Annotated in this window: 15 protein-coding genes and 2 pseudogenes; 9 read left to right on the top strand and 8 right to left on the bottom strand. The window is 69.2% G+C overall.

Translation table 11 applies throughout. The features are described 5' to 3' along the window. A pseudogene (locus G6028_RS06920) lies at nucleotides 1–248 on the top strand (DEAD/DEAH box helicase); the annotation flags it as partial. Next, nucleotides 245–1228 carry a hypothetical protein gene (locus G6028_RS06915; protein ID WP_338404164.1) on the top strand — a complete coding sequence of 328 codons (984 nt, stop codon included), beginning with the start codon at nucleotides 245–247 and terminating at the stop codon, nucleotides 1226–1228. The pseudogene G6028_RS06920 and the gene G6028_RS06915, both read left to right, overlap by 4 nt. On the opposite strand, the gene G6028_RS06910 is transcribed toward G6028_RS06915, so the two are convergent. After that, nucleotides 1185–2120: a hydrogen peroxide-inducible genes activator gene (locus tag G6028_RS06910; protein WP_182658421.1), complete on the bottom strand. Its 936-nt coding sequence runs from the start codon at nucleotides 2118–2120 to the stop codon at nucleotides 1185–1187. The two genes, G6028_RS06915 and G6028_RS06910, sit on opposite strands and share 44 nt — an antisense overlap. A 154-nt stretch (nucleotides 2121–2274) precedes the next feature. On the opposite strand from G6028_RS06910, the gene G6028_RS06905 reads away from it, so the two are divergent. The 3 genes from G6028_RS06905 (at nucleotide 2275) to G6028_RS06895 (ending at nucleotide 4516) form a co-directional block, all read left to right on the top strand. Beyond that, on the top strand, nucleotides 2275–2871 hold the full coding sequence (locus G6028_RS06905; protein WP_179525225.1) for a peroxiredoxin: 597 nt from the start codon (nucleotides 2275–2277) through the stop codon (nucleotides 2869–2871). Then, nucleotides 2868–3392: an alkylhydroperoxidase, AhpD family gene (ahpD, locus tag G6028_RS06900; protein ID WP_179525224.1), complete on the top strand. Its 525-nt coding sequence runs from the start codon at nucleotides 2868–2870 to the stop codon at nucleotides 3390–3392. The genes G6028_RS06905 and ahpD overlap by 4 nt, the downstream gene beginning before the upstream one ends. A gap of 176 nt (nucleotides 3393–3568) precedes the next feature. Then, nucleotides 3569–4516 (top strand): DUF2189 domain-containing protein, encoded by a 948-nt coding sequence (locus G6028_RS06895; protein WP_182658420.1) that lies wholly within the window; start codon nucleotides 3569–3571, stop codon nucleotides 4514–4516. Between the two features lie 115 nt (nucleotides 4517–4631). Here G6028_RS06895 and G6028_RS06890 read toward each other — a convergent pair whose 3' ends face one another. The 4 genes from G6028_RS06890 to dut all read right to left on the bottom strand — a co-directional run bounded on the left by G6028_RS06890 (nucleotide 4632) and on the right by dut (nucleotide 7204). After that, nucleotides 4632–5348 (bottom strand): DUF3159 domain-containing protein, encoded by a 717-nt coding sequence (locus G6028_RS06890; RefSeq protein ID WP_338404163.1) that lies wholly within the window; start codon nucleotides 5346–5348, stop codon nucleotides 4632–4634. After that, a complete protein-coding gene (locus G6028_RS06885; RefSeq protein WP_182658419.1) occupies nucleotides 5345–5743 on the bottom strand; it encodes an OB-fold nucleic acid binding domain-containing protein in 399 nt (132 codons plus the stop codon). The genes G6028_RS06890 and G6028_RS06885 overlap by 4 nt, the downstream gene beginning before the upstream one ends. A 26-nt stretch (nucleotides 5744–5769) precedes the next feature. After that, complete coding sequence (locus tag G6028_RS06880) at nucleotides 5770–6645, bottom strand: DUF3710 domain-containing protein (RefSeq protein ID WP_182658418.1); 876 nt, start codon at nucleotides 6643–6645, stop codon at nucleotides 5770–5772. Between the two features lie 79 nt (nucleotides 6646–6724). After that, a complete protein-coding gene (gene dut / locus G6028_RS06875; RefSeq protein ID WP_179525220.1) occupies nucleotides 6725–7204 on the bottom strand; it encodes a dUTP diphosphatase in 480 nt (159 codons plus the stop codon). A gap of 53 nt (nucleotides 7205–7257) precedes the next feature. On the opposite strand from dut, the gene G6028_RS06870 reads away from it, so the two are divergent. Then, nucleotides 7258–7764 carry a DUF3093 family protein gene (locus G6028_RS06870; protein ID WP_179525219.1) on the top strand — a complete coding sequence of 169 codons (507 nt, stop codon included), beginning with the start codon at nucleotides 7258–7260 and terminating at the stop codon, nucleotides 7762–7764. 4 nt (nucleotides 7765–7768) lie between these two features. Here the strand turns inward: G6028_RS06870 and G6028_RS06865 are convergent, their stop codons facing one another. Continuing rightward, nucleotides 7769–8071, bottom strand: a complete 303-nt coding sequence (locus G6028_RS06865; protein WP_179525218.1) for a DUF4193 domain-containing protein — start codon at nucleotides 8069–8071, stop codon at nucleotides 7769–7771. Nucleotides 8072–8331: 260 nt separating this feature from the next. Between G6028_RS06865 and cei the strand changes: the two genes are divergently transcribed. Next, nucleotides 8332–8916 (top strand): envelope integrity protein Cei, encoded by a 585-nt coding sequence (gene cei, locus G6028_RS06860; protein ID WP_241730598.1) that lies wholly within the window; start codon nucleotides 8332–8334, stop codon nucleotides 8914–8916. Here the strand turns inward: cei and G6028_RS06855 are convergent. Beyond that, complete coding sequence (locus tag G6028_RS06855) at nucleotides 8906–9769, bottom strand: inositol monophosphatase family protein (RefSeq protein WP_179525216.1); 864 nt, start codon at nucleotides 9767–9769, stop codon at nucleotides 8906–8908. The two genes, cei and G6028_RS06855, sit on opposite strands and share 11 nt — an antisense overlap. Nucleotides 9770–9928: 159 nt before the next feature. Between G6028_RS06855 and ppgK the strand changes: the two genes are divergently transcribed. After that, nucleotides 9929–10774: a polyphosphate--glucose phosphotransferase gene (gene ppgK, locus G6028_RS06850; RefSeq protein ID WP_182617248.1), complete on the top strand. Its 846-nt coding sequence runs from the start codon at nucleotides 9929–9931 to the stop codon at nucleotides 10772–10774. Nucleotides 10775–10955: 181 nt separating this feature from the next. Next, entirely contained in the window at nucleotides 10956–12347 is a 1392-nt protein-coding gene (locus G6028_RS06845) for an RNA polymerase sigma factor (RefSeq protein WP_182658417.1), read from the top strand. Between the two features lie 137 nt (nucleotides 12348–12484). Here the strand turns inward: G6028_RS06845 and G6028_RS06840 are convergent. Next, nucleotides 12485–12693: pseudogene (locus G6028_RS06840) on the bottom strand (ATP-dependent helicase); the annotation flags it as partial.

The following is a 12693-nucleotide window of genomic DNA, read 5'->3' as shown; positions in this document are numbered from 1 at the left end:
CCGCCGGCGTGGTGGCCGCGATTGTCAGACCCTCGGAGGTCGCCCGGATCAGCGCGCTGGCACGCGAGGTCGGCATGGACGTCGAGCTCGTCGACCCCTCCGGCCCCCGGGCCGCGCGCCTCCTCGACGACCTCTTCGGGCCGGAGATCGCGCCACCCCGGCGACGGCGGGAGTCCGCTCCCCCGGCGCGATCCCGACGGCCCGCCCAGTCCCGGGTGCACCGCCCCAAGAAGAAGCGACGGTCGTGAGCCCGCGGCGCCAACCCGCCGACCCGGTTCTGGTGCCCGAGCGCCTCTGGCGGGCGCTGGAGCGCCGGCACACCGAGGCCGTCGACTCGCTGACCACCGACCACCTCGAGCGTCGACGACGAGGCGAGCCGCACCCGGTCGCGGACTTCCTGTTCACCTACTACCGGACGAGCGTCGCCACCGTCCGACGCTGGCATCCCGGCCCGGGGATCATCCTGGAGAACGCCCACCTGACCGAACGGGCGCAGTGGCGCCACTACGAGCGGACCTCCCTGCGCGGTCGGTCCGGACTGATCGTGGATCCCACGTCCGTCCTGTCCCGATGCGGCCCCCGCCTGTCCCGCGCGCGCGAGATCGTCGAGGCCACCGCGTCCAGGCCGGGCGCACTGGGTTGTTTCGGCCTTCACGAGTGGGCCATGCTCTACCGGGGAGGCGACGATGCCGTTCGTCATCCCCGGGTGCCCCTCCGGGTATCTCAGCCACTGATCGACGACGTCGTCGACGGATCCCGGCTGCGGTGCACCCACTTCGACGCCCTCCGGTTCTTCACCGAGGCCGCCGTCCCCCTCAACAAGGACGTCCTCACCCGCGCCGAACAGGTCCGCAACGAGCAACCGGCCTGCCTGCACGCCGGTATGGATCTCTACTCGTACGTGGTGGACATGGAGGCCGGCGCCCCCGGCGAGCTCCTGGTGGACACGTTGGCCGCGGCCTTCGACGCCCGCGAGGTCGACATGCGGTCCTCGCCCTATGACCTGTCCGCCTGGGGACTCGACCCGATCCCGGTGGAGTCCCCCGAGGGACGAGCGGTCTTCGTCGCCCACCAGCGCGGATGGGTCGCGCGGACACAGGGGCTCCGCGCCCGGTACCTGGAGGCGGCGCGGGCCCTGGAGTCGACGAACCCCACCTGCCCGGCCGGCGCCGGACGACCGCCGGTCAGGCGGCAACCGCCCCGAACAGCCGCTGGGCCACCTCGGTGATGACGCTCCCGAGCTCGGCGTAGGCGTCGTCACCGGCCGTGGCCGTGCGGAGCACCAGACCCATCGTCCGGCCCGGTGCGGGCTCGACGAACCTCGCGACCCCGATGCCGGGGTCGCGGCTCTCGGACACCACGGCCGACTCCGGCACGATCATCACCCCCAGCCCCCCGGCGACGCACCTCACCGCGGTGGTCAGGGACGCCGCCCGCGACCCACCACGACCCAGGATCGGAGCCGAGACCCGCCGGCACAGGTCGACGGTCTGGTCACGGAGGCAGTGCCCCTCGTCGAGCATCAGCAGTGGGAGATCCACGAGGGCCTCGAGGGAGAGGCCCTCCTGCCCGGCGAGCGGGTGGTCGGCCGGGACGAGGAGAGCGAACGGTTCGGTGTACAGGGGCATACCGATGGCACCCGCGGCATCGGTGGGAAGGGCCATGATCGCGACGTCGATCGCCCCCGAGCGCAACTGCTCGAGCAGTCTGGCGGTCTGATCCTCGACGATCCGTGGCCGCAGATCCGGGAAACGCTCGGTCAGGGCGGGCAGCAGCCCCGGCAGGAGGTAGGGCGCCGCCGTGGGGATCACACCGATGCGGACGTCGCCCGACAGCGGCCCCCCGCTATCGGCGGCGATGTCGGCCACCGCGTCCATCGCGCCCACCGCGGCCCGTGCGAACGGGAGGAGCTGGTGCCCGACCGGTGTGACGAGCACCGTCCTGGTACTCCGTTCGACCAGGTGAACCCGGAGTCCCTCCTCCAGAGTCGCCAGGGCCTGGGAGAGCGACGGCTGGCTCATTCCCAGCTCCTCAGCGGCACTGCGGAAGTGGAGACGCTCCGCGACAGCGAGGAACACCCTGAGCTGGGTCACGCTCGGAACGAACCGCTGATTGGCCATGTCGATGAGTGTAGGACGATCAATAGCCCCACGTCGATGATTATTCACCCTCCCCTATGGGTGATCTTCACCTCATTAGGCTTTACCTCTCACTGCGCGTCGGGCATAGTCTCCCCTGCCCGTTCAAGAACGGCCCATAACCCAGGAGGATCACATGGCACTTCTCACCATCGGCGATCAGTTTCCCGACTTCGAGCTCACCGCACTCAAGGGCGGCGACCTCCAGCAGGTCAACGCCCAGCAGCCCGAGGACTACTTCGAGACGATCACCAACCAGTCGTACGCCGGCAAGTGGCGGGTGATCTTCTTCTACCCGAAGGACTTCACCTTCGTCTGCCCCACCGAGATCGCCGCGTTCGGCAAGCTCGACGAGGACTTCCAGGACCGCGACACGCAGGTCCTCGGTGGCTCGATCGACAACGAGTTCGCGCACTTCAACTGGCGCGCGACCAACGACGAGCTCAAGGGTGTCCCGTTCCCGCTCCTGTCGGACATCAAGCACGAGCTGATCCGCGCGCTCGGTGTCGAGAACGCGGACGGGGTCGCCGACCGCGCGACCTTCATCGTCGACCCGGACAACGTCATCCAGTTCGTCTCGGTGACGCCTGATGCCGTCGGCCGCAACGTGGACGAGGTCCTCCGTGTCCTCGACGCCCTCCAGTCGTCCGAGGTCTGCGCCTGCAACTGGCAGAAGAACGACCCGACGAAGAACATCAACAAGATGGACATGCTGCAGGAGGGCATCAAGTGACCATCGAGAACCTGAAGTCCGGGCTCCCTGAGTTCGCGAAGGATCTCAAACTGAACCTCGGCTCCCTGGCGCGCTCGACGGAGCTGTCGCCGCAGCAGCTGTGGGGGACCTTCCTGGCCACCGCCGCGGCGACCCGGTCCGAGACCGTGCTGTCCGAGATCGCCGACGAGGCGCGCGAGCACCTGTCCGACGAGGCGTTCAACGCCGCCCTCGGTGCTGCGTCCATCATGGCCATGAACAACGTGGCCTACCGCGCCAAGGAGTTCCTGGGCGACGATTACGCTCAGGTCCGGATGGGCCTCCGGATGAACATCATCGCGAACCCGGGGGTGGAGAAGGCCGACTTCGAGCTCTGGTCGATGGCCGTCTCGACGATCAACGGGTGCGAGAACTGCACCGCCGCCCATGATGACGTCATCCGCAAGGAGGGCATCACCAAGGAGCAGGCCTGGGAGGCAGTGAAGATCGCCGGCACCGTGGCCGGCGTCGCGCAGGCTGTCGAGATCCACGCCAACATCTGACGCCGTAGTCCGGTCAACGGACCCGGAGCCCCGTCGACACCGTCGACGGGGCTCCGTGCATTTCCCTCAGACCGAGCCGCGGGTTGACCCTCCCCAAAACGCCCGGACAGGACTAGGTTCGGAGTCAGGCGAGTGGAAAAACCTTTCACACCGATGCGAAGAGATCTGGAGATGCCATGACCACCGGAGGCACCCCGTCAGGAGACGGGTTCCCGAACGATCCGAACGGCACGGGCGCCGCGCAACAGAACTGGGGCGGACCGGAGTTCGGCGGGCAGGGGAACGCGCAGGGATTCGGCCAGGAGCCCTATCCCGATCAGGGCTACGGCCAGCAGGGCTACGGCGAACAGAGCTATGGCCAGCAGGGTTATGGCCAGCAGGGTTATGGCCAGCAGGGCTATGGAGGTCAGGACTTCGGCTACCCGCCCAACGGGGGCCACGGGTACGGGGACCCATACCCCCAGTCCGGCCACGGGGGCGGACCGGTGATGACAGGTAGGGTGTCCGCCACCGACGCCATCGGGGCCGGCTGGCAGATGTTCAAGAACAATCCTCTGCCCTGGGTGCTGGTCACGTTGGCCATGTTCCTCGCCAACGGCATCGCGAGTTCGATATCCAACTCTCAGTCGATGTCGGTGGCGTTCCTGGGTTCCATACTGACGATCGCCGTGAGTTTCCTGTTCCAGGCTTTCGTCATCCGGGGCGCGCTACTGGAGGTGGACGGCCACAAGCCGGAGATCGGTGACTTCTTCAAGTTGCACAACTTCGGGGCGTTCGCCATCGCGGCGATCCTCGTGGGAATCGCGACGACCATCGGCTTCGTCCTCCTCATCATTCCCGGACTCGTGGTCGCCTTCTTCCTGTACTGGACCCTCCACTTCGTCGTGGACCGCAACATGACCGCGATCGACGCCATGAAGTCCAGCGTCAACGCGATCAAGTCCGACGCGGGAAACCTGTTCGCTCTCGCAGTGCTCAACATCCTCGTCGTCGTGGCAGGTTTCCTCGCCCTGTTCGTCGGGCTCCTCATCGCGATCCCCGTGGCCACCCTGGCCTCGGTGTTCGCCTACCGCACCATCACGGGCCCGAGCGAGTTCTCGCGGATGGCGACGAGCACGGTCTGACCACCGCGTCACTCGCGCTCGCGGCTGACGGACACGAGCTGGGCAGACGACGGCCCCCGGCGAACTCGCCGGGGGCCGTCGTCCATCCGAGGTGATGCCGTATCGGTCGTGCGTGTCAGTCGTGCGTGGTGGGTTCCCGGACCTCCGCGGGCTCCCTCTCGTAGACCATCGCGCGCCGCACCGCCCAGATCGTCGCCGCGAACGCCAGCAGCGCGAGCGGCCAGCCCATCGCGATGCGGGCGGCCCCGAGCCAGTTGACCTCGTCGTTCAGATAGAGCGCGTACTGTAGCACTGCGCGTATCGCGAAGAGCCCTGCCCAGATCCACGTGGCGACGGCGTACCACCGACGCGCTTTCGGGTGACGGCGCCAGGACATCCCTTTTCCGTCGAGCAGGCCCCAGATCACCCCGACGAGTGGCCACCGCGCGAGCGCGGACAGGGCGAACACCCCGCCGTACACCGCCTGCGTGATGATCCCGTAGAGGAAGTATCCCTTTGCGCTTCCGGTGCGCCAGGCGATCAGGACACCGATCGCGACCCCGAAGAAGCCGGAGATCGCCGGCTGGGGGTTCTCCCGTCGGACCAGTGACCACGCGAGCATGGCGACCGCCACCCCCAGCGCCGCCCAGATCGCCACCGTCAGTCCCCAGAAACCGTTGACGGGGACGAAGGTCAGGATGGGGATCGACGAGTAGACGAGGCCACGGACCCCGCCCATCTGCTCGAGCAGCGAGGCGTCCGGGTCACCGAACGCGGATTTCCGCTTACCTCCCGTGCTCTCCGGGGGGACTTCCCCGGTGGACTGCTCGCCGGCCCGCTCAGACTCGGTCACACTTCTCCTCCGCGTATAGCGCGCGGTTGCCCGCTGAGCAATTCGTACCGTGGGTTGAACATGATCTTCTGGCCGGACCGGACGCCGATGCGCCCGGTCACCTTGACGAAGCGGCCAGTGTCGATACCCGGGATCGAACCACGTCCCAGCCAACACACGTCCACCGCACCCGTGCCGTCGTACACCTCGGCGGTCACCCCGAGGAACCGCTCTCCCCCACCGGACAGGACTGTGCGCACGCGCCCGGCCAGGGTGACCATCTGCCCCCTCTGGGCGTCCTCGACCGGCGAGCAGCCGATGCCCTGTACCGCACCGGCCAGGTCCACCGCGTCGAGCGACTCAAGCGGCGCGGTCAGTCGAGCTGAGAGACCACGGAACATCCGCGTGACGGGCATGGCTCCCCTCTCAGCACGTCGGTCGGTCAGAGATCGTCGGTGGAGCGGAGCCGGTCCATGGCGCTGCCGTCCCTGCGGGGCCGGGAATCCGGCTGCTGGGGTTGTTCCCGGGAGGGGTTCCGGCTCGAGCTCGGGGCCGGGGATGCCGGTGCTGGGGCCGGGGATCCCGGTGTCGGGGCCGGCGGGTTCTGGGGCCGGGTCTGCGCGGCCCCCTGACCCTGTTGACCTGCCGCCATCTGCTGCTGGTAGGCCTGCGCCTGCTGCTGTGCCGCCAACTGCGACTGCGCCTTGACCAGCGCCTGTTGGATCTCGTCAGGGATGGTCAGCGGAAGCACCTCCCGGACGGGCATCGGTCCGTCGCCTCGGTTCACCAGGAGATGCTTGAAGACCTCCCGGCCCTCCTCGGCGGCCTGCTCGGCCAGCTCCGGGGTGGCCATGATGCGTACCTCGGCGGTCCACCGGTGCCCGTCGACCCCGATCGCGCGGAACACCGCCCCCGGCATCGCGGCCACGAGTTCGCGCCCCCACGGACCGTCCTCGACGGTCACCTCGGCGCCCTGACCCTCGAGCTGCTCGCGCATGGCGACGACCATGGTCCGCCACTGCCCGGCCGACTTCGGCGCGGCGAAGGCGCGCGGGATCACCCGCGACACGGTGGTGACCACGTGGAACTCCGGCTGACCGTTCGGGTCCAGCGCGACGTTCAGATCGCGCCCCTTGGGGACGCCGATCACCAGGGAACCGAGGTCGAGGTGTCCGTACCCGAGGTCGGTGTAGTACCGGGCCACGTCCCCGACCGACGAGCGGTCATGCGGACCGGTCGTGGACGGTGCGGAGTCCGTGGGTTCCCCGGGGGTGGCGGCGTCGCGGTCCCCGGTCACCGACTTCTTGCGTCCGAACATGGTCGAATCCTCTCCGCGTGCGACCCGGTCCCGGTCGGGACCGTGCCTCTTGACGCTACCCAACGTGGTGTGGTGCCGGTCAGGTCAGGCGGTGGTGACCTCCGGTCGAGCCGTGGCCCCGCTCTCCCCGGTCGGTCTGGTCGAGCTCGTCGACCTCCTGCACGTCCCAGAGTTCGACTCTCTGGATGATCAACTGTGCGATCCGGTCACCTCGTCCGATGTGAACCGGTTCGGACGGGTCGAGGTTGACGAGGTTGACCTTGATCTCGCCGCGATACCCGGCATCGATGGTGCCCGGGGCGTTGACGATCGACAGTCCCGCCCGTGCGGCGAGACCGGATCTGGGGTGGACGAGCCCGGCGTACCCCTCCGGGATGGCGACGGCCACCCCTGTGCCCACCAGCGCACGATGCCCGGGTTCGAGTGCGCAGTTCTCGGCCGAGAACAGATCGATGCCCGCGTCGGAGGGGTGGGCGCGGGACGGCACCGGAAGACCGGGGTCCAACCTCCGTAGCCGCAGCGGTCCGCGTGATCCGGACGAGTGGTCGGGGTGGTTCATGGCTGGCCGCCCTCCTGCCGGGTGGAGCCCGGGTGATGGATAGTCTTGATGTCGTGACCGAAGAAGATCTCCGACCGTCGCCCGACCGGGTCCCGCGCCCTGTTCACTCGGAACGACTCCGGGTACCGGGATGGTGGTGGGTGCTTCTCGCCGCCATCACCGTCCTCGTGGCCGCCGTGGCCTCGGTACTCGGCGCGCCGTGGTGGCTGTGGCTGCTCACCGTGGTCGTGCCCGCCCTGTTCGCGTGGCTCTTCGTCACCGTCGGTCGCGAGCGTATCGAGGTCGAGTCCGACGGTCAGGGCGGAGGGACCCTGTACGCGGGCCGCGCGCGTCTGCCCTTCGAGGCGATCTCGCGCAGCGCCGTCGTGCCCGCGACCGCCAAGCAGGCCGCGATGGGGCGCCAACTCGATCCGGAGGCGTTCGTCGTCCACCGCGGTTATGTCCCCACCATGGTGATCGTCGTCCTGGACGACCCGCTGGACCCCACGCCCTACTGGCTGATCAGCACCCGTGACCCGGAAGGACTCGCGGCGGCCCTCCCGGACAACCACTACAGCTGAGCGATCAGCCCGCGCAGTCCACGCAGATCGGCAGTCCGTCCCTCTCCTCGGCGAACCGGCTCCGGTGATGGACGAGGAAGCAGTCTCCGCAGGTGAACTCATTGTCCTGCTCGGGAACCACACGGACCGTGAGTTCCTCTCCGGAGAGATCCGCCCCCGGGAGTTCGTAGGACTCGGCGGTATCCGTCTCGTCCACGTCGACCTCGCCGGTAGCCCCCTCCGCCCTCCGGGCCTTGAGTTCCTCCAGCGAATCACCGGCCAGCTCGTCAGCTTCGGTCCGGCGGGGTGCGTCGTAGTCGGTTGCCATGTGTCTCTTCTCTAGCGGTCAGGTGGCGAGGGGCGGTCGGTTCGATCGTGGACCGACCGGCGCACGCATATTAACGGAAACTAGCAGGGATTTCATCCGCGCTTCCGGACCGTGTCCCCACCGGGACGCCGATTCCCCGACGATTACAGTGGTGAGGCGGACCCGGACAGGGCTCCCGCACCGTGACACCTGCAGGAAGGACCCTCATGGTCGTCCACCTCAGCGCCCAGGCGACACCCAGTCCGACCCCCACTCGGGGGATGGGACGACTACGCAGCCCCTACGTGCTGTTCGTGGTGGCCACGCTGGTCCTCGGGGGTCTGGTGTGGGCTTCCGCGCTCATGGGCAGCGATGCGGCGACCCAGGCCGCCGCCTGCCCCGTGACGCCCGCGGCGGAGGAGGCCGGACTGCGGGAACAGCCCGCCGGCGCACTCGACTCGGTCGAGCCGGCCCTGTTGGCGGACACGCGGGTCCGGGTGCTCAACGCCAACGGCCAGAGCGGTCAGGCGGGAGCGGTCGCCGCCCAACTCGCCGAACGCGGATTCCAGCCGGCGGGAGCCGACGCCACCGGCAACGACCCGATCTACGCCCAGGACCTCGAGTGCCACGGGCAGATCCGCTACGGCGAGGCCGGGGAGGCGAGCGCGAGGTCACTGTCCCTCGCCGCGCCGTGCATGCAGCTGGTGTCCGACGGGCGGGCGGACGAGTCCGTCGACCTGGTGCTGGGGACGATCTTCTCGCGACTGTCGGACTCGGCGGAGAGCGTGGGGGCGCTCGACGAGCTCAAGGTGGGACGTCAACCGATCTCCGCCGAGCTGGACGCGGCGCGAGCCGTCAACTGCTGACCGCGCCCCCGAGCGCCTCGATCGCGGACAGGAACTCCCCCGCCACACCGGGTGCGGCGGCGGCAGTGGGGACCTCGTCGTCGTGGGAGACCCTCACCACCGCGCCGGCCTCGGCGGCGATCAGGGCCCCGGCCGCGTGATCCCACGGCTTGAGGCAGCGCTCGTAGTAGGCGTCGATCCGGCCGGTGGCCACCATGCACAGGTCCAGGGCCGCGGACCCGCACCGTCTGATGTCACGGATCCGCGGGAGGAGCTCCGCGACCACCCGCCCCTGTTCCGCGCGGACGTCGGAGTCGTAGGAGAACCCGGTTCCCACGAGCGCCATCGACAGGTCGTCACACGCCGACGCCGTCAGTTCGGTGAGCGTGCCCGTGGCGGACCGGAGGCTCGACCCGCGGCCGAGCCCCGCGGTCCAGGTCTCGCCGGTGACGATGTTGTGCACCGCACCCGCGAGGACCACCCCGTCGACCTCCGCCGCCACCGAGACGGCGGTGAAGGGGATCCCGTAGAGGAGGTTGACGGTTCCGTCGACCGGATCCACCACCCACCGCACGACCCCCCGTCCCGGGGCGGTCGCCTCCTCGCCACCCTCCTCCCCCAGGACGCGGTCGCCGGGCCGGGCGGAGACCACCTGCGAACGGAGGTGCTCCTCCACGGTGGTGTCGATGACGGTCACCGGGTCGGTCGCAGAGCTCTTGGCACGCGCGTCGAGCCCGGTGGAGCCGAACTGCTCCACCATCCGCCGGGCCACGTCACCGCCCGAGACCGCGAGCCGACCCGCGAACCGCCTCAATTCGTCGACGGTGTCCGCGTGGGTTGATCGCGCGACCCCTCCGTCCGTCTCCTCCGACATGTCGGCTCCCCTCGTCGTCGTCCCCGATTGGACCGGCCCACGGTGGTACCGGACAGATACGCTGACGAACGGGCGCTCGTCGCCCCCATCGTGCCCCGTCGGTCCGGTGGACTCCAACCGCAGCCGTGACCCTCACGGCCCGTCACCCGGGAGCCCGAGATGCCCACCCCCACACCTACCGAGAGCACCCAGGCGCCGGCCTCCTCCACCGGCCTGGGGGTGGACGTCGGCGGCACAGGGATTAAGGCGGGGCTGGTCGACCTCGGCACCGGGGAACTCCTCGGCCCCCGGTCGACACGTCCCACCCCGCAGCCGGCGACCCCGGACGCGGTCGCCGGGGTCATCCGCGCGATGGTCGACGAACTCGGATGGGACGGCCCGGTGGGGGTGGCTCTCCCCAGCGTCATCCACGACGGCGTCGCGAGGATCGCCCACAACATCGACGGCTCCTGGGTCGGCTGCGACGTGGTCGCCCTGTTCGACAGGCACCTCCCCGGACGCTCGGTGGTCATGCTCAACGACGCCGACGCGGCGGGTGTCACCGAGGTGCACTACGGCGCCGGTGAGGGGGTGGACGGCCTGGTGGTCCTGCTGACCTTCGGCACGGGGATCGGATCGGCACTGCTGCTGGACGGCCATCTCGTCCCCAACACGGAGTTCGGACACCTCATGGTGGAGGACATCGCCGGCCGGGGTTTCGACGAGGCCGAGCACCTGGCCTCCGCATCGGTACGTGCACGGGACGGACTGACCTACGAGGAATGGGCGCCCCACGTGTCCAACGTCCTGCGATGCCTCGAGGACCTGCTCTGGCCCCGCGCATTCGTCCTGGGGGGCGGGATCAGCGAGGCCGCCGAGGAGTGGTTCCCGCTCCTGGAGAACCGCACCCCGGTTCGTGCGGCCATCAGACGTGGCGATGCCGGGATCATCGGGGCGGCGCTGTACTCGGCGGCGCGCGACGGCCTGGTCGATCTGGGGTCGACACTGTCCCCGGGCAGCTACTGACCCCTCGTCAACAGCGCCTGATGCGACCTCCGGGCGGGTTCCTCGTTACAATGGCGCAGGCCGGGATCACCTACCGGCCGGGGACGGGCCCGGTACCGCAAGGCGGACGGCTCGAGTGTCGGCATACGATGCGGCATCGATCCCCGTTTCCCATCGATTCACCGGTTGTGAAGGGGCGTTTGTGGCAGCCACGAAGACCACCAGTTCGGATCCCGCGATGAGCGGCGATCCGTCGGACACCGAGGTCACGGGCGAGGCCCCCGCCAAGATGACCGCGGCGAGCAGGACACCAGCGAAGAAGGCCGCGCCCGCCAAGAAGACGGCGGCGAAGAAGTCGGCCCCGGCCAAGAAGACCGCGGCCAAGAAGACCGCCGCGAAGAAGACCGCGGCCAAGAAGACCGCCGCCGCGGGCGATCCCGCGCTCACGGACACCGCTCCGATCGACGACGCACCGGTCGAGGCACTCGAGGTCGAGCCGGACACCGCCGAACTCGAGGACGTCGAGGTCGATGTCGTCGACGTCGATGACGCGGAGGCCGACGAGGAGACCAAGGAGGGTCCGACCGCCAAGGACAAGGCGTCGGGTGACTTCGTCTGGGACGAGGACGAGTCCGAGGCCCTGCGGCAGGCCCGCAAGGACGCCGAGCTCACCGCCTCGGCCGACTCGGTCCGCGCGTACCTCAAGCAGATCGGCAAGGTCGCCCTTCTCAACGCCGAGGAGGAGGTCGAGCTGGCCAAGCGTATCGAGGCCGGCCTCTACGCCACCTGGTTCATGGCCCAGGTCGTCGAGCGTGGCGAGAAGCTCACCACCGCCCAGCGCCGCGACTACAAGTGGATCGAGCGGGACGGCGTCCGCGCCAAGAACCACCTGCTCGAGGCGAACCTCCGGTTGGTCGTGTCCCTGGCCAAGCGCTACACGGGCCGGGGGATGGCGTTCCTGGACCTCATCCAGGAGGGCAACCTGGGTCTGATCCGCGCCGTCGAGAAGTTCGACTACACCAAGGGCTACAAGTTCTCGACCTACGCGACCTGGTGGATCCGCCAGGCCATCACCCGCGCCATGGCCGACCAGGCCCGCACCATCCGCATCCCGGTGCACATGGTCGAGGTCATCAACAAGCTCGGGCGCATCCAGCGCGAGTTGCTCCAGGACCTGGGCCGCGAGCCCACCCCGGAGGAGCTGGCCAAGGAGATGGACATCACCCCGGAGAAGGTGCTGGAGATCCAGCAGTACGCCCGGGAGCCCATCTCGCTCGACCAGACCATCGGTGACGAGGGCGACTCGCAGCTCGGCGACTTCATCGAGGACTCCGAGGCCGTGGTGGCCGTGGACGCGGTGAGCTTCACGCTGCTCCAGGACCAGCTCCGCTCGGTGCTCGACACCCTGTCCGAGCGCGAGGCGGGCGTGGTGCGGCTGCGCTTCGGCCTCACCGACGGACTGCCCCGCACGCTGGACGAGATCGGCCAGGTCTACGGGGTCACGCGCGAGCGGATCCGCCAGATCGAGTCCAAGACCATGTCCAAGCTGCGCCACCCGTCGCGGTCCCAGGTGCTGCGCGACTACCTGGACTGATCTCCCGCCGGTCCGGTACCCCGGACGAGCCCGGGCCCCGTCGATGTCGACGGGGCCCGGGCTCGTTCGCATGCTCATCCGACAGGGACGGCGAGGCGTGGTTCTGAGCCCCTTCCAGCGTCCCCTTCCAGCTGCCCCTACCAGCTACGCAGCAGCGAGATGCGTTCCCGGATCTGGTCGGCCGAGGCCATGGGCACCGGAGGACCACCACAGGAGTTACGCAGCTGCGTGTGGATCGCTCCGTGGGACTTGCCCAGACGGCCCGAGTACACGGACACCAGCGTGTTGAGTTGGCGCCTCAGATCCTTCAGCTCGGCCGCGGAGGCCACGCGGGCGGCAGCCGCAC

Source organism: Dietzia cercidiphylli, from assembly GCF_014145145.1.
Classification (GTDB): Bacteria; Actinomycetota; Actinomycetes; order Mycobacteriales; family Mycobacteriaceae; genus Dietzia; species Dietzia natronolimnaea.
Note: the sequence above shows the minus strand (reverse complement) of the source record. Positions and strands in the feature narration are given on the sequence as shown.